Origin of the sequence: Marinobacter fonticola, from assembly GCF_008122265.1 — a bacterium.
GTDB classification, from domain to species: domain Bacteria; phylum Pseudomonadota; class Gammaproteobacteria; order Pseudomonadales; family Oleiphilaceae; genus Marinobacter_A; species Marinobacter_A fonticola.
This window is the reverse complement of sequence record NZ_CP043042.1, coordinates 1,110,973-1,130,427: the sequence shown is the minus strand read 5'-3', so window position 1 is coordinate 1,130,427 and position 19,455 is coordinate 1,110,973. Positions and strand designations below refer to the sequence as shown.

Here is a 19,455-nt window from a genome sequence, read left to right as displayed (position 1 = left end):
GCACGCGTTTACGCTTATCGTGACGCTGACCCTGGCCGCCTGCGCCAGCGTGCCTCAGGACCCATTGCCGGAGGGGCTGACTAGCCAGCCTCCGGCCGATTGGGGCGAACGCGCCGAAGCCTTGGCGCAACTCACCCACTGGGAACTGCAGGGCAAGCTTGCCGTCCGCCAGCCGGACGATAGCGGGTCCGCCGTTATCAACCAATGGCGTCAGATGGACGAGCAGTATCACCTGTTGCTCTCATCAGCGTTCCTGGGCATGGGCAGAACGGAACTGCAGGGCATGCCCGGCTACCTGACCCTCACTCTCCCCGACGGCGAGACCTATCGCTCGAGCGACCCTCAGGCCTTGATCAAGGCGGCCACCGGCTGGCAATTTCCGCTGGACAGCCTGACCTGGTGGATACGCGGCCTGCCTGCGCCTGAGGGTAATTTCGAGCTACTATTCGACGACAGCGGGGCGCTAGCCGCCATACGGCAACAGGGCTGGGATATCCGTATCGACCGCCGCGAACCCTTCATCGAGGGCTATCCAGCACTACCTGCACGCCTTACCGCACTCAAGGGCGAGCGACGCATTCGCATGGTGATCACGCGCTGGCAGGAAGTGGGAGCCCAGCCGTGACCTTTGCGCTGCCTGCGCCGGCCAAGCTCAACCTGTTCCTTCACATTACCGGCCGTCGCAGCGATGGCTATCATGAGCTACAGACGCTGTTCCAGTTCCTGGACTACGGCGACGATCTCCAGTTCGAACCCACCACCGAGCCTGGAGAAATCCGGCTTGAGCCGGCGCTCCCCAGCGTTCCGAGCGAGAACAATCTGATCGTACGCGCCGCACGCCTACTTCAGGAAGAATCAGATCGTCTCCTGGCCGGCGTCAGAATCACCCTCAACAAGCGCCTGCCCATGGGCGGCGGCCTCGGTGGCGGCAGTTCCGACGCGGCCACAGCGCTGCTCGGGCTGAATCGTCTATGGGCGCTTGGCCTCTCGATCGACCGATTGGCCGCCCTCGGTCTGAAGCTCGGCGCCGACGTCCCGGTATTCGTACGCGGGTTTGCAGCCTTTGCCGAGGGTGTCGGTGAGATTCTCACGCCCGTTGATCCGCCGGAAGATTGGTTCGTGGTGCTCAAACCTGACTGCGAAATAAACACGGGACTGATTTTTTCGCAGGAAGGGTTGACAAGGGATACCCCGAGAATCAAAATAGCGCCCGCTTTTGAGGGAGACGCCTCGAGGTACCGAAACGACTGCGAGGATATAGTTTGCACACTGTATCCAGAGGTCAGAAAAAGCCTGGACTGGCTTTCACAATTCGGACCTGCAAGATTAACCGGAACCGGGGCTTGCATATTTGGACGTTTCCCAACAGAATCCAAAGCCCTTGAAGTTTGGGCAAGCAAACCCTCCGGCATCAACGGGTTCGTCACAAGAGGGGTGAATCGCTCACCGCTTCACACAAAGCTGACAGAGCTGGAATGATGCCAAAAAAGCACGATACTGGGGTGTCGCCAAGTGGTAAGGCAACGGGTTTTGATCCCGTCATGCGCAGGTTCGAATCCTGCCACCCCAGCCACCTTTCTCCCGCTTCTTCTGAACTTATTGCTGAAACTGAGAAGGACTCCGTCGTGTCCAAATTAATGATTTTCGCCGGCAACGCCCACCCGGAACTCGCCCAGAGAATTGCCCAGAAGCTTCACATCCCGATAGGCGAGGCTACCGTCGGTAAGTTCAGCGATGGCGAAACTACCGTAGAAATCAACGAGAACGTCCGCGGCCACGATGTCTTCATCATCCAGCCGACCTGCTACCCGACCAACGACAACTTGATGGAACTGATCGTGATGGCCGACGCCCTGCGCCGCGCCTCCGCCACACGTATCACCGCCGTTATCCCCTACTACGGCTATGCCCGCCAGGATCGACGCGTTCGCTCCACCCGGGTATCCATCAGCGCCAAGGTCGTGGCGGACATGATCACCAGCATCGGCATCGACCGCGTACTCACCGTCGACCTTCACGCCGACCAGATCCAGGGTTTCTTCGATATCCCGGTGGATAACATCTACGCCACACCGGTACTGCTCGACGATATCGAGCGCCAGCGTTTTGAAAACTTTATCGTAGTATCACCCGACGTTGGCGGTGTCGTCCGCGCCCGCGCCGTCGCCAAGCGACTGAACGACGCCGACCTGGCCATCATCGACAAACGTCGCCCGAAAGCCAACGTTTCCCAGGTCATGCACATCATCGGTGATGTCACCGACAAAACCTGCATCCTGGTGGACGATATCGTCGACACCGCAGGCACCTTGTGCAAGGCGGCCAACGCTCTGAAAGAACACGGTGCATCCCGCGTCGTCGCCTACATCACCCATCCGGTGCTCTCCGGCCCGGCGATCGAGAACATCAACTCTTCGCAGCTGGATGAACTGGTGGTTTGTGACACCATTCCGCTGGGTGACAAAGCTGCCAACTGTGATAGAATTCGCCCCCTCGGAATGGAAGGACTTCTCGCAGAATCGATCCGTCGTGTCAGTAACGAGGAATCGATCAGCGCGATGTTCGAATAAGCTTTTCATTTCGCTAAGAAATAATAAACACGGAGCCTCGAAGGGCTCCGTGTTTGTTTAACACCCGGGAAAAACGGTGCCTCTCCGGTTGCTGTTTCCCGGGACATTTGAAACCACCGCACTGTAACTTGGTCGCGAGGCAGTGCAGGTGTTTATCGAGGTAATGATCATGGCCCAAGAATTTGTTCTCGAAGCATTCCTTCGCGATGACCAGGGGAAAGGTGCGAGCCGCCGCCTGCGTCGCGAAGAGCGCAAAATGCCTGCTGTCGTCTATGGCGGCACCAAGGATGCGCAATCCATCTCCCTTTGGCACAACGACCTGAAGAAAGCGCTGGAAAACGAAGCGTTTTTCTCTCACGTCCTGACCCTGAACGTCGATGGCAAGAAAGAAAGCGTTATCCTGAAGGATCTGCAGCGCCATCCGTACAAGCCGCTCCTGACCCACGCTGACTTCCAGCGCGTCGACAAGGATCACGAGATCCACGTCAACGTTCCGCTGCACTTCCTCAACGAAGCCGCTGCACCTGCTATCAAGCTGCAGGGTGGCGCGGTCAACCACCAGTTGAACGAAGTGGAAGTAATCTGTCTGCCACAGAACCTGCCGGAGTTCATTGAAGTCGACATGATGGACATCGAGATGGACCAGACTCTGCACTTGAGCGATCTGAAGCTGCCGAAAGGCGTCAAGGTTGCCGCTCTGATTCAGGGTGAAGACTACGACCAGGCCGTTGTATCCGTTCACCTGCCGAAAGGCACCAAGGCTGACGAAGCCGAGGATGCCGAAGGTGAAGAAGGCGAAGAGAAGGAGTAATCCTCTCTCGAAGGACGACGGCACATGGCACAGTCAATCGTCATGCTGGTGGGACTGGGTAATCCGGGCTCGGATTACGAGAACACCCGCCATAACGCCGGCGCCCTGTTTGTCGAGGCTCTGGCCCGCTATGCGGGTCAGAGCCTACGACCTGAAAAGAAATACCTTGGGCTCTATGCCCGCATCCAATGGCAGGATTTCGACCTGCACCTGTTGAACCCCACCACCTTCATGAACCGCAGCGGCCAATCCGTCAAGGCGCTCGCGGATTTCTTCAAGATCAACCCTGAACAGATCCTGGTCGCTCATGACGAGCTCGACCTCTCCCCCGGCACCGCTAAGCTCAAACGCGGCGGCGGTCATGGCGGGCACAACGGTCTACGGGACATCATCGCCCACTTGGGCACCAACGACTTCCATCGCCTACGTATCGGCATCGGCCATCCCGGCGACAGCCGACAGGTAACCGGCTACGTGCTCAGTCGCCTGACCAAGGCGGACTCGGCGCATCTGGATAACATCAGCGCGGAAATCATGCGTGTGCTGCCCGACGCCCTGAACGGCGAACTGCCCCGGGCGATGAATGCATTGCATAGTGTGCGCCCTGAGGTCTGATCCTCGCCTCCTTATCCTCGCACCCGTACCGCCACATCGGTATAATTCCCGCTCTTTCGATCATTCCCAAATTTTCGCATCCAGCAGAGGCTTTACATGGGTTTCAACTGCGGCATCGTCGGCCTTCCCAACGTCGGCAAATCCACCCTGTTCAACGCACTGACCAAAGCCGGGATCGGGGCCGAAAACTTCCCCTTCTGCACCATCGAACCTAACGCGGGCGTCGTGGGCATGCCGGACCCGCGTTTGAACAAGCTGGCCGAGATCGTAAAGCCTCAGAAAGTTATTCCCACCACCATGGAGTTCGTCGACATTGCCGGCTTGGTCGCCGGCGCATCCAAGGGTGAAGGCCTCGGCAACCAGTTCCTGGCCAACATCCGCCAGACGGACGCCATCGCCCAGGTGGTGCGCTGTTTTGAAGACGATAACGTTATCCACGTCTCCAACAAGGTCGATCCCGCATCCGATATTGAGGTTATTAACACCGAACTGGCGCTGGCCGACCTGGAAACCGTGGAAAAGGGCATCAAGCGAGTCGAGCGTATCGCCAAGAGCGGCGACAAGACCGCCAAGGCGCAACTGGACGTGTTCCAGACCCTGCTGCCGGTGCTGAACGAAGGCAAGCCCGTCCGCAGCATGAACCTGGATGCGGAGAAGATGGCGCTGATTCGCGAGCTGTGCCTGCTGACCGTCAAGCCGACGATGTACATCGCCAACGTCAACGAGGACGGTTTCGAAAACAACCCGCATCTGGACAAGGTCCGCGAAATAGCGGCTGAAGAAAATGCCGTAGTGGTGCCCATCTGCAACAAGATGGAAGCCGAGATCGCCGAACTGGAAGACGACGAGAAATCCGTCTTCCTGGAAGAAATGGGGATGGAAGAAGCGGGTCTGGACCGGGTGATCCGAGCCGGTTACAAACTGCTGGGCCTGCAGACCTACTTCACCGCCGGGGTCAAGGAAGTACGCGCCTGGACCGTACGTATCGGCGCCACCGCGCCCCAGGCAGCGGGCGTGATCCACACCGATTTCGAGAAAGGCTTTATTCGTGCCGAAGTGGTTAGCTATGAGGATTTTGTTGCTCACAACGGCGAACAAGGCGCCAAGGATGCCGGCCGCTGGCGTCTGGAAGGCAAGGAATACATCGTGCAGGATGGCGATGTGATTCACTTCCGCTTCAACGTCTAAACCGGTACGGGGACATCCATGACGGCCCCGCTCCCCGCCTGTTGCAGCGCACTGGACGACCAGTGGCCCTGGCCCCAGCCGCTGCCTGACCTGAAGCTGATTGCACTCAACTACGATGCCGCTGCGCTGAGGGACGACGACTTCCTGCGCTGCGGCATCGAAGCTCCTGCGTCCGTTCAGCGTGCCGTACCCAAACGCAAGACCGAATTCCTGGCCGGACGCCTCTGCGCCAGGGAAGCTCTGTTCCGGGCCATAGGCGTTACCGTCGCCCCCACCACCGGCGAAGACCGCGCCCCCCAGTGGCCCAGGGACTGCGTAGGCTCCATCACGCACAGTAACGGCTGGGCGGCGGCCGTGGTTGGACGCAAAACGCACTACGCAGGCGTGGGGCTGGACGTCGAAATGACCATGCCGGACGAGCGCGCCCTGAAACTCGCCCCCCAAATCCTGACGCTGAACGAGCGGGACCGTTTTGCCACAACGATGGCCAGGGCGCCCGGCGAGTTCCTCACCCTGGCATTTTCCCTCAAAGAGAGCCTGTTCAAGGCCCTCTACCCCCTCACCCGCAAGCGCTTCTACTTCGAACATGCCGAGTTGGTGGCATGGCAGCCGGAGGGCTCTGCCCGTCTACGCCTGCTGACCGACCTCTCCGACGATTGGCGTTCCGGTCAGGAACTGGCCGCCCATTTCTTGAACCGGGATAACCGGATTCTCAGTCTGATTGCCATCAATGCCTGACTAGATATCGAGAGGGGTTGACAACTTTCACGAAAATCCAGAGAATACGCGCCTCGTTGAGAGCGCTAAGCTCAAAAACGAGACGGCAAGGTAGCTCAGCTGGTTAGAGCACAGCACTCATAATGCTGGGGTCGGCGGTTCGATTCCGCCCCTTGCTACCAGAATTGCAATAAAAAAGGACCCTCGTGCAAGCGTGGGTCCTTTTTTATTGCTCAAGCCCTCATAAGAAGAGCGGAAGTGAACCGACGACGGCGGGCCGGAGGCCCGAGTAACCCGCGCCGTCTCACACACTCGAGTTACCTTCTTGCTCGCGGTAAAACTACGGATGCCCTTCTCTGTTCAGGTAAGCTAAAAATACCCCTTCAACCAATTGAGGACGACCTCTCCCACCCTGGGCAGTAAATCGCGGGACGACCCGCCCTAACGGAGAAACATCATGCGCACAAAGCGTGATCGAATCCGGCAGGCCGTCAGCTTTGAAGTTATTGGCCTTATCCTTGTTATCCCGCTGGCTTCCCTCGCCTTCCAGATGCCTGCCGAAGATACCGGCGTACTGGCCGTGATCGGCGCCTCCATGGCGACGGGCTGGAACTACCTCTACAACCTGCTGTTCGACCATGGCCTGAAGCGCTGGCGCGGCACCACCAAGAAAACCTGGCCTCTGCGTGTGGTTCATGCGCTCTGTTTTGAGATGGGCTTGGCGCTGGCATTCCTGCCAGTGGTGGCCTGGTGGCTTGGAATCGGGCTCATCGAAGCACTGGTGATGGATGTGGCGTTTGTGCTGTTCTATTTGGTTTATGCGTTTGTGTTTACGTGGGCTTATGACTCGGTGTTTCCGGATGAGGATGCTCGGGAGGCGGGTAGCCAGGAGAGTTTGAGCTCGATCTACAAATGAAGCCCTGATGCGCCAATTTAAGATCAGCAAGGAACAGAATGTTACTGCGCCAGCGGGCGCTTCCGCACATGGAATGCCGCCCGGTAGTTTCCGAATCGGAAACTCGACAACGAAGCACAATATGGCCATGCTTTCGTCGGTATAACGAGTCGTCAAAGATTCAGAGCAAAAAGACTTTAGTTACAGTCTTTAACATTTTCCAAACCGGCGTAAGCAGCCTAAAATTCCGGCCAAACATTGAATTTTGACCAAGCGAATACCAAAATAACTGTATATATATACAGAAAGGATTTCTACCATGGCGACGCAAACAGGGATTGAGTGGACCGAACAAACATGGAACCCGGTAACCGGCTGCACCAAAGTGTCACCTGGTTGCAAACACTGCTATGCCGAAACCATGGCGAAGAGGCTGCAAGCCATGGGCGCCAACGGTTATGAGAACGGTTTCGCGGTGTCGTTACACCCGGAGAGACTTGGACAGCCGTTACAACGATCCAAGCCGACCACCTATTTCGTCAACTCTATGAGTGACCTCTTTCATGAGGAAGTTCCGTTCTCGTACATCGACTCAGTGATGAGCGTGATTGAACGCTGCCCGCAGCACGTATTCCAAATCCTAACCAAGCGAGCAGAGCGCATGGTGGACTACTCAAGGGGGAGGGGCATCCCGGCGAATGCCTGGATGGGCGTTTCTGTCGAGGATAAAAAGTACGGCCTCCCTCGGGTCGATTTGCTCAGACAGGTATCCTCAGAGACACGCTTTCTCTCAGTCGAGCCACTGCTCGAGGATCTGGGAAGAATCAACCTAGATAGCATTCACTGGGTGATTGTTGGGGGGGAATCCGGGGCGAAGGCAAGACCAATGAAAGCCGAGTGGGCCTTGAGCGTAAGAGATCAATGCCTCAAGGCCGGAGTGCCTTTCTTTTTTAAGCAGTGGGGAAACTGGGGGGCTGATGGCGTTCGCCGCTCGAAGAAGAAAAACGGCCGGGAGTTGTCCGGCCGCAATTGGGATATGATTCCTACTGTTCAGTTACGATAAAACGACGGGGAGATTTGCAGCAGGCGTCCCCTAACCTGATTCTACCACCATTGACCACCAACAAACCGTCCTTACGAAGCTGGTCAACAACCGGCCTCGCATGCTCTGTAGGACGAAAGCCGCTATATATCGAGAACTCGTGAACAGCTTTATCGCTTCCGAGTCTGCCAGAAAGAATGGCGTCTCGGAGCTCCTCCTGGAACAGCTCTACCTTTTTTGGTGCCCGATCATCACCCAGCATATCCAGTTGGTGGCTATCATCAATGAGCCGATCGTCATCTATATCGAAGTCGGCTTCTCCCCGATCAGTATCAATCTTCCAGGCGACATTCAAAAATTTCCGCATTCCCGCAATGTGGCTAGTACCAAAGATAATGCCGTGAACGTTCGCTCCTTTCTTCATCGAAAATGGAGCTAAATGGTACTCACGTCCATTAGGTACCAGTGACTGATAATAGTCCTTAACCTTTCGATGAACGTGTTCAGCTTTAGTATCCTTCAGGTGATCGCCAATGCCTTGATGGTATTTTTTTATATTCTCATGATCTGAAAAGCGGTTAAGAGTCCATGAGCTAATGAAAAATATTAAATCGGTCGCCTTCAAAGCAACCAGCTTTTGGAAGATATCTGGGGTTATGTATTTCACACCGAATTGATCAGCAAATATAAGCGCAGGAATTTTACCTAGCCGAGCCTGGTTGGCATTGAGCGCATCTCGGAAATCCATTTCGTGAATTTCAATCGAAGTATTTGATGGCCACTCAGATCTGTTCGAGAATAACGATCTTAAAGAAGCAACCCGACCTTTTTCGATATCACTGAGCCATAATCTGATTCTTTGCCCTGATGCAGCAAGTCGATCTGCATATTTAGCGATAACTTCATAGGCAACCATAGGACTGCCTGGGACACCTTCTCCATCCACTCCTGGACCTGCGAAGAAATCATATATATCAATTTCCTTCGGTGCTCTTTCTCCGAACGAAGAAGCAACCCAAACACCTAAAAATTCTGTTAAATAACTTTCGTACAAGCCGAGCTTGATACTCGTCTTATCATCGAATCCACGTTCAAAAAAATTGTTATTAGGCACAAAGCACCTTCCCTGATGAAGTCCTTTTTATATCTATAGTACACTAATACTGTCTCAACAAGAGCTCAGGACCATCCACTGTACTTATTATATCGCTCAAGCTGCCTCAAATAGGTGTACTCTTGAACAGACGACCAGATAGTATGTCAGCTCACTCTAGCAAGGCGAAGAATACCCAGTCTCGCTCGAATAACCAACGTTGACAACCGCTGCGTAATCAGCACCGAACCCGACAGATAAACAAAAGGGGGAGGTAGTTAATGAAACGTTAATTGATGAGGCGTCACGAAACCAATGATTCATTGCCTCCCTTAAAACGCCGACATATAAATAGCCCGCTTAAAATTCGCAGCAACCTGCACTCGACAGGCCATGCCATCAAACTGTAGGCGCCTATCCTCAAGTGCCCTGGAAACCTTGTCGAGATTCTGCCTCAACCAACCTCGCGCGAAGACTTTGGCGCCGCCTACTAGGCCCGTAACCAATGATTTCATGCGCTCGTTGCACTTGATCAACTCTTCCATCGCTTGTTCAACGAGTTCTGCAGTTTCTTCCGTGAACTGATCCTTGAGCGCGGCAAACTGACTATGTTCGCCGTCAAACAAAATCTCGATAACGGTTAGCAGATTGTCCTTTTCCGTTGATAGCATGTCACTTGCTCCCGATTCCTTTCAGGATGTCGTCGACGATTTCGTCCCAGGTAAAGCCGTCCACAACGATATGACTGTAGAGATTGGGCTTGTCCGGCGAGACCAGCATCAGATTTGTTTTCGATAGGCTATACGCGATATAGACCGTGGTATCGCCTAACACCATTTTGCCGATCTTCTTCTCGTCCCTCGGTTCAAGAACGATACGGCTGATCCCTCGAATATCTTCCTTGAGCTCAGCGTCGCCGACGGCTGCTGTGTCTTCTTCGAAAATGTATTCCGGCAGTTTGCCTAGCGGAATACTAGGGTTCCCCCATTCGTCCGGAGTGACCACGCTGGCGTAAATTCCTTTGGTCGGGGTGTAATTGATGATCTCGCCGTTGTCGCCGAGGAACAGTGTGTTGGCAAGGGATTGCAGCGGAAGGCGTATTGGGTGGGCGGTAGCGTTGATGGTGATCGTCGGTGTTTCGGCTCGGGGTTCGACAGGCTCGAATTGGTTCAGCTCCGCTGCCAAGGCATCAGCTTTAGGCAGAGCGAAGAGCATTGCAGCCAGGATGCCGGCTGCGAATATATGCGTCATTATGAGTGCTTCCATTCACGTTGATTTGGGTGAGCAGACCTCTTCCCTGGCCGCGTTCGAAGCCTAACCTGCCCCTCGCATCGTGTCAAAGCAGCTATTGGTGCGATTCACTTCGCTCGCCAGCACCTTACGCGGTTTTTCTATCTAAGTCCGACCTGCTCGTTTAAGCCGTCTGGCTTTCAAGCGCCGCCAGTAAACTTGCAAGCGCGGCTTCACCCTGCTGCTCGCCAAACTCGGCACCGAGCTGGGTTTGGGCGAAGACGAGAAAACGGTGGGCGGCCGGTGGCAGGCGCCGTTGCCGGCGAACGACGAACTGCCATTGGCTCTCTAGCGGGAAGCCGTCGACGGGTAGTTCCACGACGCCAGATGTGGAGTCCAGCAAGACGTGCCGGGAAAGCACGGCCAGCCCCATTCCCGAGGCGACGGCGACTCGGATGGCCTCGTTGCTGGCGATCTGCTGCGTCGATTCCAGGGTGATGCCCCGACGCTGCAACCATACATCGAACAGGTGGCGCGTGGCGGAACCGTGCTCGCGCAGCAGGAAGCGTTCGCGCTTGAGCTCGTGTAGCGACAACGCCTGGCCGGTAGCCCAAGGCGAATCTTGCGGCGCGATGACGACGAGCGGGTTGCTCAGGAACGGCACGGCGAGCGTCTCCTCTCCTGCAGGCGGGTGGCTGAAGACGTAGAGATCATCCTCATGCCGTTCGAAACGATCCAGCAGCTGCTGCCGGTTACCCACCTCCACAGTGACGTCTATCTGCGGATGCGCCTTGCTGAAGGGGCCCAGTAGGCGCGGCAACACGTATTGCGCGGTACTGACCAGGCCGATGCTGAAGTGACCCCGCTCGCCGCTGCGATACTCGTCCAAATACTGGCTGAAGACATCCACGCGGCTCAGGAGATCCTGACTGAGTTGATACAAAGCTTTCCCCACATCCGTGGGGACGAGGACACCGCCCTCGGTACTGATCAGTGGCTCACCCACGATTTCCCGCAGGCGTTTGAGCTGCTGCGACACCGTCGGTTGCGTGAGGTGAAGGCGCGCCGCCGTTGCCGTGATCGATCCGGATTGGATGACGTCGGCATAAACCTGGAGCAGGCGAAAGGTGAGCTGTCGTGTTTTCATAAAAGCAGTATAGCCAATTATCTATTTCTCTAAATATTTTATTTATTTTTATCAATTATGGCGACGGGCTACAGTGGCGCGGTTATTAATTACGCGAGGAAGTCAGTTATGCCGGATATTGTCGTCATGTTTTTTTTGCTGGGTCTGGTCGCCGGCGTCGTTCGGTCTGACCTGACCATTCCCAAGGCAGCCTACGATATTCTGAGCCTGCTGTTGATGCTGACCATCGGACTCAAAGGGGGTATGGCGCTACACGGTGCGCTGAGCGGCCAACTCCTTATCGAACTGCTGGGCGTCACCTTGCTGGGCGTTCTCATTCCGCTGCTGGTCTTCCCTACCGTGCGTTTTCTCGTGCGGCTGTCGTTGGCCGACAGCGCCAGCCTGGCGGCCCATTATGGCTCCGTCAGCGCCGGGACATTCGCCGTCGCTCTGGCATATACTGAAGCTCACGAGCTTGTCACCGGCGGCCAAGTCACCCTTTACCTTGTCTTACTCGAGTTGCCGGCCATCCTACTGGGCCTCATGCTCTACCGTCACTTCAGCCGAGATGCCGAAGCCGGCCAACCGACCGGTTTGTGGCATGAAACTCTAACCAATCGCGGGGTTATTCTGCTGGTCGGGGGCGTCCTGATCGGCTGGCTTTACGGGCCCGACGCTGGCAAGTCCGTCACGGGGCTGTACACCAGCGCTTTCCAAGGTGTTCTGGCGCTGTTTCTTTTGGAAATGGGCCTGGTAGCCGCCGAAACGCTGCGCAATGTGGGGCTCATGCAGGGCCGGCTCGTTATATTTGCGTTGGCGGCGCCGGCGATCCTCTCCAGTTTCGGGCTGATGATGGCTCTCTGGCTTGGCTTGCCTGCGGGCTCCGCCGTCATTCTCGCCACTTTGACAGCCAGCGCTTCCTACATCGCAGCCCCTGTCGCCGTCAGGGCCGCCATTCCTTCGGCCAATATCGGGTTGGCGATGCTTGCTTCGCTGGGGCTGACGTTCCCATTTAATGTGTTGGTGGGCATTCCGCTTTACCATCGTCTGTGGGAGTGGCTTGCGGGATCCTGACTGAGCGGTCTGGGGAGGGTACCATCGGAGCGGTTCGATCCGCTCACCAGCACCCTGTATGAGTAGCCTCCCCCCCTCGCCGCCGTGAAAGCCGCTTTTGCCAACGGCGAACACAGCCAACGACTGCACCATTAGCCCAACCCCAAATACAGGTGTACGCTAATCCCAGGTGTTAGGGAGAGTCTCGCGTGGCAATCAGTCTGTTCGATATGTTCAAGGTCGGCATCGGGCCGTCCAGTTCTCACACGGTCGGGCCGATGGAAGCCGCGCGCCGGTTTGCCGAGAGCTTGAAGCGGGAAGATCTGCTCGCCCGGGTAGCGCGCGTTCGTGTCGAGCTTTTCGGGTCGCTCGGCGCCACCGGCAAAGGCCACGGCACGGGGCCCGCGGTCATCGTAGGCCTGGAAGGCGAGCGGGCGGACCAGGTCGATCCCGAGTGTGTGGCCTCGCGTATGGAGCGTCTTCAGGAGTCGCCAAACGTACACCTGCTCGGCGAGCATACGATTCCCTTCGATGTCCGGGACGACCTGATATACAACCGTCACGATAGTCTGCCCTACCATCCTAACGGCATGACTTGCACCGCCTTCGACCCGCAAGGGCAGATTTGTAGCGAAAAATCTTACTACTCTGTCGGGGGCGGTTTCGTTGTAGACGAGAACGCCACAGGCGCCGAGCGCATTGTCGAAGACGACACACCGCTGCCCTACCCCTTCGACAGTGTGAAGACATTGCTGGAGCACTGCCGGAACCACCAACGCTCGATCGCCGAGGTAATGATGGCCAACGAGCGGGTCAGACGTTCGGAATCCGAGATTCGCTCGGAAATCCTGCACATATGGGAGGTCATGCAAGCCTGCGTGCAAAATGGCATTCACAACGATGGCGAGTTGCCCGGCGGCCTCAAGGTCAGGCGCAGAGCCGCCTCGCTCTATCAGTCGCTGAACGACAAGCAACGAGTGGATCTTATCTCGCCTGCCTTAAGCGCCATGGACTGGATTAATCTCTATGCGCTGGCAGTCAACGAAGAAAACGCCGCGGGCGGACGTGTTGTGACGGCCCCCACCAACGGCGCGGCGGGTATTATTCCGGCGGTCCTGCACTACTACGTAGGTTTCTGCCCCCAAGCGAACGAAGAGGGGATTATCTGCTTTATGCTGACGGCAGGCGCCATCGGCATCCTGTGTAAGGAGAACGCTTCAATCTCCGGTGCGGAAGTTGGTTGCCAGGGGGAAGTCGGCTCCGCCTGCGCCATGGCCGCGGCCGGTCTGGCGGCTGCCACCGGCGGCTCTCCGGACCAAATAGAGAATGCGGCGGAGGTTGGCCTGGAACACCATCTCGGCATGACCTGCGACCCCATCGGTGGGCTGGTGCAGATTCCCTGTATCGAGCGCAATGCTATTGCTTCGGTAAAAGCAGTCAACGCGGCGGTGATCGCCATGCGCGGGGACGGCAAACATTACGTGTCCTTGGATAAGGTTCTGCGCACGATGCGTGAAACCGGGAGAGACATGCTGGATAAGTACAAAGAAACCTCCCGGGGCGGGCTTGCGGTCAACATTATCGAGTGCTGAAGGTCCCCCCAGCCTACCCGCTTTCGCTAAAGATCCCAGACCGGGTAATAGCCTCTCCCACTTGGCGCATGGCCCGTTCCGTGTCCGTTAGATTCCGGGTCCCGCGTGCGCAGACGGCGATGATGACCCGTTGCGATGAGGCTCCGTCTCCATGCGTTGCGATGCCGATATTGCAAGCCCTGCGATACTGGGTCCCGGTCTTGTGGGCGAAACTGACATCCGGTGGCAGACCGGCAACGATCCGGTTGTCACCGGTCTTGATACGTTCCATGGTATTCAGCAGATACGCTTGGCTCTCTTTCTCGAGAAGGTCACCGTTCACAAGTTTTTCGAGAAAGCGGCTGTAGGCGCTTAGGCGCCCTGAATTGAGGCCAGTGTGGTAGTAGATGGCAAAAGCCTCGTCGAGCGTTTGCACCGCGAACTCGTTCCGTGAAACGCCCAGGACTTTCGCCAACGCGTTCACCCTGGCATCGCCGTTGCCGCTTTTCTTTATGGTGAACAAATCGCCGGATTTCAGATTGAAGGCGTTCTCGTGGAAGGCGCTGTAAGCATGGCGGCGCACGTCCGCGAGCGTTGTAATTTCACCAACCCCCTCCAGTACATGCTTTTTTACCAGCTCGTTCACGGCGTCGACCCCAACGGTCCTTATCAACACATCCGTCGCCGTATTGTCGCTGTATACCACCATCTGCTCCAGTAGATAGGCGATCTCTACCTGGTCTCCCGGAGAGTGCCAGTTGGTCTGCCCGGCGCCGTCGACGAAATCCTGAGGCTGTAGCGTGACTTTGCTGCCCAGCGCCAGCCGGCCGTCGTCAATCGCCTGGAGAACCGTCACCGCGACCGGTATTTTCACAGTGGAGGCCAGATACCAGGTTTCCTCGGCCCGATAGCTATAACTCGCGCCGGAATCCAGATCACGGATGTAGACACCCAACTCTCCGTCGTAGCGCTCATCCACCTGCTTGATCTGATCGCCTATCGACCACGGCCACAGCGGATCCGATGCCGCGGCAGCACTGTAAGCAATCGCAACGAAAAGCCAGATCGACAGGCATGTCAGAGCCGGGCTTCGGCCCAGGCGGTGACTTTGATCCATAGAGCGGTTCCCAAAATCAGGCAAATAGTCAGTGTAAGCGCATAGGAATAGTCAACACTGTGCCAGTAGCCTAGCAGGTAACGGAAGCCTATGAAGATGACGGAAATGTGAAACACAAAGGCTTTCAGGGCATCGCTACCGATGACGGTTATCGGGTAGAGCGCCAGGGCCAATCGACGGCCACCCGCTATCGACAGCGCCAGCAATAACAGAGCGCCCGCCAGACTGAAGGCCATGAAAGTCAGATCGGGCGGGTGCTTGCCAGCATTCTTGGCCACGGCCACCAAGGTTTGGTATGTATCGGGCCACGCCAGCCAGAAGAACAGACCGAAGAGAACCAGCGACGCCCCTGCGAGGGCGCCCACCAGCCTCAGCCTGAAACGGAACCGGGGCAGACCATAGCGGATCGCTTCGCCCAGCAGAAGCCCCATCAAAATCAGCGGTCCGCGTGAGAGTTGCCCCCAGGTGTAGAGATCTTCATGCTCCACCAGAATGGCCTGCAAGGGCACGATACCCCAGAAACCGAAGTTGACAGCCAGCCACTGGGCAATGAGGATCAATACCAACGGGCTGATCAGCCGAGCCCACAAAGGCATTCTCACCCATAGCGACAGGAAAAAGGGCACCCACATCAAGGCAATCGCGTAGAACCCGAGAATTTCGACAAACGAGGGAAAGGTCTGGTACAGCAAGGCATCGATAATCGTCTCGGGCTCGCCCAGATGGAACATCTCGACAAAAGTCAGCACTTTGTACCAGACAAATACCCGCAGGCCGGATACCAGCAGTTTCATCCGCTTGCGCGGCCATTCCGGCGTACGGACATGGGGCAGAAAAGCAACGCCCAGTGCGATGCCGAACACCAGAATAAACAGAGTCGACGAGAATTTCGTCAACAAGTGGATCGGGACGATCCCCCACTCCGGAAACTGCTCGTATTCAAGCAACCCCTTAACGCCGTGGCTTAGGATCATCAGTGCCACCGCGAGGCCACGGGCCAGATCTATGGCATCCACCCTGCCGCTTACGGGACTCGTGGAAGGCGGCATCCGGAGCGCGCCCACTACTGTTGTTGTTTGCTGTGACACTCTACTCTCCTTGTCCATCCCCCACTTACTGATAGGCATGTGCTGGCATCAGGCTTACAGGCTTATAAACTCGGACCCGATCCTGAGAACGACAGCGCATGTGCTATGCGGCATTACGATAGTCGTCAGTATGTGTGCATAGATTTGTCTCAACGGTGATATGGACTACCGATGGGCACTCGGCCTGTATTCTCTCCCGGTAAAGACCTGGCGCCTCAGGGGCATGCGCGACGACAGCGACAATAGCCGCATGGATACCCGGGCCAATGGACCAGACATGGAGATCGCTGATCTGGGTATCACCGCTCTCGACGGCGTAGTGAATAGCATCCTCTAAGTCTCGTGCCTGCGTGTCGAGCAATGTCCGCGATGTATCTCTGAGCAACTGCCAAGACCAGCGGGTTACCAGTATCGCGCCGACGATACCCATCATAGGGTCCATCCATCCCCAACCGGCATACTTACCTGCTAGCAGAGCAACGATTGCCAGTAGTGACGTTAATGCATCCGCCAGCACATGAAAGTAAGCTGCCCTTCGGTTGTGATCGTGATCGTGATCGTGGTTGTGGTTGTGATTGTGGCCTTGTGCGTGATCATGCCCGTGGTGCTGATGCCCATGGTCACCTCCACCCAAGATCCATGCGGACACACCATTTACAACCAGACCTACGATCGCCACGACAATAGCGCCATCAAAAGAAATGGCCACAGGAGAGATGAATCGGCCCACACTCTCGACAGCCATGTACAGCGCGAACACAGCGAGCAATACGGCGCCAGTGAACCCGCCTAGCGCGTTGACCTTTCCTGTACCGAAGGAATAACGAGCATCTCCGGCATTTTTACGGGCATAGGCGTAGGCAAACACCGCGATGCCTAGCGCGACTGCATGAGATCCCATGTGTAGGCCGTCGGCCAGCAGCGCCATGGAACCATAGACGATACCGGCGACGATCTCCCAAACCATCATGGCCAGAGTCAGGCCAACCACGATGAGTGTGCGTTTTTCACCTGAGCGCTTCTGGTCCTGACCAAAACGATGGCCATGCTGCCATTTGTCAAGGTGATGCTGATGCATAGCCAACCCTTCCTTGTATGGGCCAGGTACGGACAGACGCGCTTCCGGCAAAGGAAGGCCTATCTGCCTGTACCCGGCAGTAAACCTATAGTTCGCCGGAGTGATTTGCTGTCACGACGTTGCCGAGCTCATCCACAAAAATGAACAGTTTATTCGGATCGGCATCGGCATTTTCATACGTCACGACCCATAAAACACCTGCTTCGGTCTCTTTCTTCTGCACGTTATCGGCATCGACCTCCGACCACACTGTCTGAATTTTGCCGCTATCGACCAGCTGCTTTTTAACTGAGTCGGTACGTTCAGTGACCGACCCTTTCGAGAGCGGTTCGGCAGCACCGTGGTTGGAATGAGCGTGAAGATGCCCACTGAAAGAGGTAGCAAAGAATAGGACGGCAATAAATACTAATTTTTTCATGATGTTATTTCTCGATAAAAAGGAGTGAACGGGGTACGACATTCATGGACGATAAAGCGATTCATAAAAACCGCTGACACGTACGGTTACGGTGAGCGGCTCCGACGTTGGGTTAAGCCAATACCAGCCATGGGTGCCCTCGAAAGGCGCCTCGAAGCGGCCATTTGCGCTGGATTGGTCCCGTCCGACCCAGAAGCTGGTGAACTCATCCGTCGCATCCAGACGCTCGCCATGCATGTCGAAGTTCACCACTCCGCCGTCGGTCTCCCAGGTAAAAACGAACTGATCGCCCGCGCTCATCTTTGCCTTAATCTCAGCGCCTTGGTTTGGCGGCAAGGTCACCGAGAGCGTGTCGCTACGCATCACGTCTTGTGATTTCTGTACGGGGCCGGCAGCAATGGAGTCCAGCAGATTCGTTGAGTTAGCCACTGCCTGCTTTTCCGAGGTATCGGCCTGACTTAGCGCCGTCAGGCCCATGGCCCCGCCGAGACCGGTTGGATCGATACCGTACTCCGCCGGCAGGATAGCAGTGAGCAGAAGCAGAAAGCCGACCACAAAAGCGATTACTGTGGCCTTGATAAGGCTTCTATTGGAGGGCAGACCGTCGCGGTCCATAGTGGAAATATCTTTCATGGTTGTTCCTCAGGAAACGATGGCAAGGCCGGTGATCTGATAGCCCATCAGCATGAAGCCGGTGGTCATCAGCACGACGTTGGCTGCAAAGGCCTGGCGGATAAAAAGATCGCTTCGGCGCCAGAAGTTCATGACTATCAGGATGGCACCCAACGCAATCAGCTGGCCGATTTCCACACCCACGTTAAAAGCCAGGATATTGGCAACCAGACCTTCTTCCGAGAGCGTAAAATCCTGCAGCTTCGTCGCCAAGCCAAAGCCATGGAAGAAACCGAAGATCAGCACAGCGGCCTTTGTATTGGGCTGGAAACCGAACCAGCGCCGGAATGCACCGAGATTATCCAGCGCCTTGTACACCACAGATAAGCCGATGATGGCATCTACTAGGTAGGGGTTAACGTGCGTTTCGCTCAGCACGCCGTACAGCAATGTGACGCTGTGTCCGACTGCAAACAGCGTGACGTAGATCCCCACGTCTTTCATGCGGTAGAGAAAAAAGATAACGCCGACCAAAAACAGCAGGTGGTCGTAGCCGGTTACCATGTGCTTGGCTCCCAAATACACAAAGGGCAAGAGCTGAGCACCGGTAGCTTGCTCAATGAAAAGAGCATCGCCCTCTTCAACGCCGTGGGCCATGGCACTAGATGCTAGGCCAGCCGACAACGCCGTCAGGATCAGGAACAGGCATGATCGTCCTGCAACCGAGCCCCATCGACGCACGAAGGGTATCGATAACATTCGCTTATCTCCGAAATTGAACGTATTCAGTGGAGGCAGTGAAGCTGCCTCGAAAGTCCGCCTGAAACGTTATGCAACCTTCGGTGGGCGATAGAGCAAAGAGGGCTTGGGTGGAAGGGTGGCCGGTGCTTCACCAGCAATGAGACTAGCGTGAAAGCGCTCGTTTGGCGGACTGACCAAGTCGGGAACGATCTGGCTGTCGACCGACCCGAGTATATGAAGAAGCAAGTGATCACCGTCGGTCAGTTCCGCGACGCTCACGTGAAGATGGTCCAACGTTGGTTGATGAGCGTGTCCGTGGTCCTGGATAAACTCTTTTACTGACAGGCTTTGCGCGCTGTCGTGTAAAGACTGATCGGTCGCCCAACCCCCGCGGAAAAGCACCAACAGCAAAGCTGACGCAAGAACAACGGCAAAACGCTTTAGCGAGGCTTGTCGAAGTTTGCAGAGCAAAAGGCGACCTCAATCTATT

The 19,455-nt window shown here is 56.2% G+C and carries 22 protein-coding genes and 2 tRNA genes; 14 read left to right on the top strand and 10 right to left on the bottom strand.

Annotated elements, in window-relative coordinates; genetic code table 11:
- Positions 1 to 16: 16 nt before the first annotated feature.
- From lolB to FXO11_RS05005, 11 genes are all read left to right on the top strand, one after another.
- A complete protein-coding gene (gene lolB / locus FXO11_RS05055) occupies positions 17 to 625 on the top strand; it encodes a lipoprotein insertase outer membrane protein LolB (protein WP_406565643.1) in 609 nt (202 codons plus the stop codon).
- Entirely contained in the window at positions 622 to 1,479 is an 858-nt protein-coding gene (ispE, locus tag FXO11_RS05050) for a 4-(cytidine 5'-diphospho)-2-C-methyl-D-erythritol kinase (RefSeq protein ID WP_148861876.1), read from the top strand. Before lolB ends, ispE begins: the two co-directional genes overlap by 4 nt.
- A 19-nt stretch (positions 1,480 to 1,498) precedes the next feature.
- Positions 1,499 to 1,573: transfer RNA gene (locus FXO11_RS05045), tRNA-Gln, on the top strand.
- A 52-nt stretch (positions 1,574 to 1,625) separates the two neighbouring features.
- The gene (locus tag FXO11_RS05040) at positions 1,626 to 2,570 is read left to right on the top strand and encodes a ribose-phosphate pyrophosphokinase (RefSeq protein ID WP_148861875.1); all 945 of its coding nucleotides are present in this window, start codon (positions 1,626 to 1,628) and stop codon (positions 2,568 to 2,570) included.
- Positions 2,571 to 2,739: 169 nt separating this feature from the next.
- On the top strand, positions 2,740 to 3,381 hold the full coding sequence (locus FXO11_RS05035; RefSeq protein ID WP_148861874.1) for a 50S ribosomal protein L25/general stress protein Ctc: 642 nt from the start codon (positions 2,740 to 2,742) through the stop codon (positions 3,379 to 3,381).
- Positions 3,382 to 3,405: 24 nt separating this feature from the next.
- Positions 3,406 to 3,996, top strand: coding sequence for an aminoacyl-tRNA hydrolase (pth, locus tag FXO11_RS05030; protein ID WP_148861873.1), 591 nt, complete (start codon positions 3,406 to 3,408; stop codon positions 3,994 to 3,996).
- 96 nt (positions 3,997 to 4,092) lie between these two features.
- On the top strand, positions 4,093 to 5,184 hold the full coding sequence (gene ychF / locus FXO11_RS05025) for a redox-regulated ATPase YchF (RefSeq protein WP_148861872.1): 1,092 nt from the start codon (positions 4,093 to 4,095) through the stop codon (positions 5,182 to 5,184).
- 18 nt (positions 5,185 to 5,202) lie between these two features.
- The gene (locus FXO11_RS05020) at positions 5,203 to 5,922 is read left to right on the top strand and encodes a 4'-phosphopantetheinyl transferase family protein (protein WP_148861871.1); all 720 of its coding nucleotides are present in this window, start codon (positions 5,203 to 5,205) and stop codon (positions 5,920 to 5,922) included.
- An 84-nt stretch (positions 5,923 to 6,006) separates the two neighbouring features.
- Positions 6,007 to 6,083 (top strand) — tRNA-Met (locus tag FXO11_RS05015).
- Between the two features lie 275 nt (positions 6,084 to 6,358).
- Positions 6,359 to 6,817, top strand: coding sequence for a PACE efflux transporter (locus FXO11_RS05010; protein WP_148861870.1), 459 nt, complete (start codon positions 6,359 to 6,361; stop codon positions 6,815 to 6,817).
- A 298-nt stretch (positions 6,818 to 7,115) separates the two neighbouring features.
- Positions 7,116 to 7,859, top strand: a complete 744-nt coding sequence (locus FXO11_RS05005; RefSeq protein ID WP_148861869.1) for a DUF5131 family protein — start codon at positions 7,116 to 7,118, stop codon at positions 7,857 to 7,859.
- Here the strand turns inward: FXO11_RS05005 and tcmP are convergent.
- The 4 genes from tcmP to FXO11_RS04985 form a co-directional block, all read right to left on the bottom strand.
- Positions 7,840 to 8,952: a three-Cys-motif partner protein TcmP gene (tcmP, locus tag FXO11_RS05000; RefSeq protein ID WP_148861868.1), complete on the bottom strand. Its 1,113-nt coding sequence runs from the start codon at positions 8,950 to 8,952 to the stop codon at positions 7,840 to 7,842. The genes FXO11_RS05005 and tcmP overlap by 20 nt on opposite strands.
- A gap of 311 nt (positions 8,953 to 9,263) precedes the next feature.
- Entirely contained in the window at positions 9,264 to 9,602 is a 339-nt protein-coding gene (locus FXO11_RS04995) for a hypothetical protein (RefSeq protein ID WP_148861867.1), read from the bottom strand.
- Between the two features lies 1 nt (position 9,603).
- Positions 9,604 to 10,182, bottom strand: a complete 579-nt coding sequence (locus FXO11_RS04990; protein WP_148861866.1) for a hypothetical protein — start codon at positions 10,180 to 10,182, stop codon at positions 9,604 to 9,606.
- 163 nt (positions 10,183 to 10,345) lie between these two features.
- Positions 10,346 to 11,308: a LysR substrate-binding domain-containing protein gene (locus tag FXO11_RS04985; RefSeq protein WP_148861865.1), complete on the bottom strand. Its 963-nt coding sequence runs from the start codon at positions 11,306 to 11,308 to the stop codon at positions 10,346 to 10,348.
- A 108-nt stretch (positions 11,309 to 11,416) separates the two neighbouring features.
- Between FXO11_RS04985 and FXO11_RS04980 the strand changes: the two genes are divergently transcribed.
- Together FXO11_RS04980 and FXO11_RS04975 are read left to right on the top strand one after the other, a co-directional pair.
- On the top strand, positions 11,417 to 12,361 hold the full coding sequence (locus tag FXO11_RS04980) for a sodium-dependent bicarbonate transport family permease (protein ID WP_148861864.1): 945 nt from the start codon (positions 11,417 to 11,419) through the stop codon (positions 12,359 to 12,361).
- A 188-nt stretch (positions 12,362 to 12,549) separates the two neighbouring features.
- Complete coding sequence (locus FXO11_RS04975; RefSeq protein WP_148861863.1) at positions 12,550 to 13,932, top strand: L-serine ammonia-lyase; 1,383 nt, start codon at positions 12,550 to 12,552, stop codon at positions 13,930 to 13,932.
- A gap of 13 nt (positions 13,933 to 13,945) precedes the next feature.
- On the opposite strand, the gene FXO11_RS04970 is transcribed toward FXO11_RS04975, so the two are convergent.
- From FXO11_RS04970 to FXO11_RS04945, 6 genes are all read right to left on the bottom strand, one after another.
- On the bottom strand, positions 13,946 to 15,028 hold the full coding sequence (locus tag FXO11_RS04970) for a serine hydrolase (protein ID WP_148861862.1): 1,083 nt from the start codon (positions 15,026 to 15,028) through the stop codon (positions 13,946 to 13,948).
- Positions 14,989 to 16,116, bottom strand: a complete 1,128-nt coding sequence (locus FXO11_RS04965; RefSeq protein ID WP_202980289.1) for a heparan-alpha-glucosaminide N-acetyltransferase domain-containing protein — start codon at positions 16,114 to 16,116, stop codon at positions 14,989 to 14,991. The genes FXO11_RS04970 and FXO11_RS04965 overlap by 40 nt, the downstream gene beginning before the upstream one ends.
- Before the next feature lie 103 nt (positions 16,117 to 16,219).
- Positions 16,220 to 17,194, bottom strand: coding sequence for a CDF family Co(II)/Ni(II) efflux transporter DmeF (dmeF, locus tag FXO11_RS04960; protein ID WP_148861861.1), 975 nt, complete (start codon positions 17,192 to 17,194; stop codon positions 16,220 to 16,222).
- Positions 17,195 to 17,279: 85 nt separating this feature from the next.
- Positions 17,280 to 17,612: a DUF6488 family protein gene (locus FXO11_RS04955; RefSeq protein ID WP_148861860.1), complete on the bottom strand. Its 333-nt coding sequence runs from the start codon at positions 17,610 to 17,612 to the stop codon at positions 17,280 to 17,282.
- 42 nt (positions 17,613 to 17,654) lie between these two features.
- A complete protein-coding gene (locus FXO11_RS04950) occupies positions 17,655 to 18,245 on the bottom strand; it encodes a hypothetical protein (protein ID WP_148861859.1) in 591 nt (196 codons plus the stop codon).
- 9 nt (positions 18,246 to 18,254) lie between these two features.
- Positions 18,255 to 18,983, bottom strand: coding sequence for a HupE/UreJ family protein (locus tag FXO11_RS04945; RefSeq protein WP_148861858.1), 729 nt, complete (start codon positions 18,981 to 18,983; stop codon positions 18,255 to 18,257).
- Positions 18,984 to 19,133: 150 nt separating this feature from the next.
- Between FXO11_RS04945 and FXO11_RS20255 the strand changes: the two genes are divergently transcribed.
- On the top strand, positions 19,134 to 19,307 hold the full coding sequence (locus FXO11_RS20255) for a hypothetical protein (RefSeq protein ID WP_168203127.1): 174 nt from the start codon (positions 19,134 to 19,136) through the stop codon (positions 19,305 to 19,307).
- Positions 19,308 to 19,455: the final 148 nt, after the last annotated feature.

What these genes read in the sequence shown, in the direction of transcription:
- FXO11_RS04950 (WP_148861859.1), bottom strand. Translation starts at nt 18,245, where the DNA reads ATGAAAGATATTTCCACTATGGACCGCGACGGTCTGCCCTCCAATAGA.
- FXO11_RS05005 (WP_148861869.1), top strand. Translation starts at nt 7,116, where the DNA reads ATGGCGACGCAAACAGGGATTGAGTGGACCGAACAAACATGGAACCCG.
- FXO11_RS05035 (WP_148861874.1), top strand. Translation starts at nt 2,740, where the DNA reads ATGGCCCAAGAATTTGTTCTCGAAGCATTCCTTCGCGATGACCAGGGG.
- pth (WP_148861873.1), top strand. Translation starts at nt 3,406, where the DNA reads ATGGCACAGTCAATCGTCATGCTGGTGGGACTGGGTAATCCGGGCTCG.
- FXO11_RS04970 (WP_148861862.1), bottom strand. Translation starts at nt 15,028, where the DNA reads ATGGATCAAAGTCACCGCCTGGGCCGAAGCCCGGCTCTGACATGCCTG.
- FXO11_RS04985 (WP_148861865.1), bottom strand. Translation starts at nt 11,308, where the DNA reads ATGAAAACACGACAGCTCACCTTTCGCCTGCTCCAGGTTTATGCCGAC.
- dmeF (WP_148861861.1), bottom strand. Translation starts at nt 17,194, where the DNA reads ATGCATCAGCATCACCTTGACAAATGGCAGCATGGCCATCGTTTTGGT.
- FXO11_RS05020 (WP_148861871.1), top strand. Translation starts at nt 5,203, where the DNA reads ATGACGGCCCCGCTCCCCGCCTGTTGCAGCGCACTGGACGACCAGTGG.
- FXO11_RS04990 (WP_148861866.1), bottom strand. Translation starts at nt 10,182, where the DNA reads ATGACGCATATATTCGCAGCCGGCATCCTGGCTGCAATGCTCTTCGCT.
- FXO11_RS04955 (WP_148861860.1), bottom strand. Translation starts at nt 17,612, where the DNA reads ATGAAAAAATTAGTATTTATTGCCGTCCTATTCTTTGCTACCTCTTTC.
- ychF (WP_148861872.1), top strand. Translation starts at nt 4,093, where the DNA reads ATGGGTTTCAACTGCGGCATCGTCGGCCTTCCCAACGTCGGCAAATCC.
- FXO11_RS04980 (WP_148861864.1), top strand. Translation starts at nt 11,417, where the DNA reads ATGCCGGATATTGTCGTCATGTTTTTTTTGCTGGGTCTGGTCGCCGGC.
- FXO11_RS05010 (WP_148861870.1), top strand. Translation starts at nt 6,359, where the DNA reads ATGCGCACAAAGCGTGATCGAATCCGGCAGGCCGTCAGCTTTGAAGTT.
- FXO11_RS04995 (WP_148861867.1), bottom strand. Translation starts at nt 9,602, where the DNA reads ATGCTATCAACGGAAAAGGACAATCTGCTAACCGTTATCGAGATTTTG.
- FXO11_RS04945 (WP_148861858.1), bottom strand. Translation starts at nt 18,983, where the DNA reads ATGTTATCGATACCCTTCGTGCGTCGATGGGGCTCGGTTGCAGGACGA.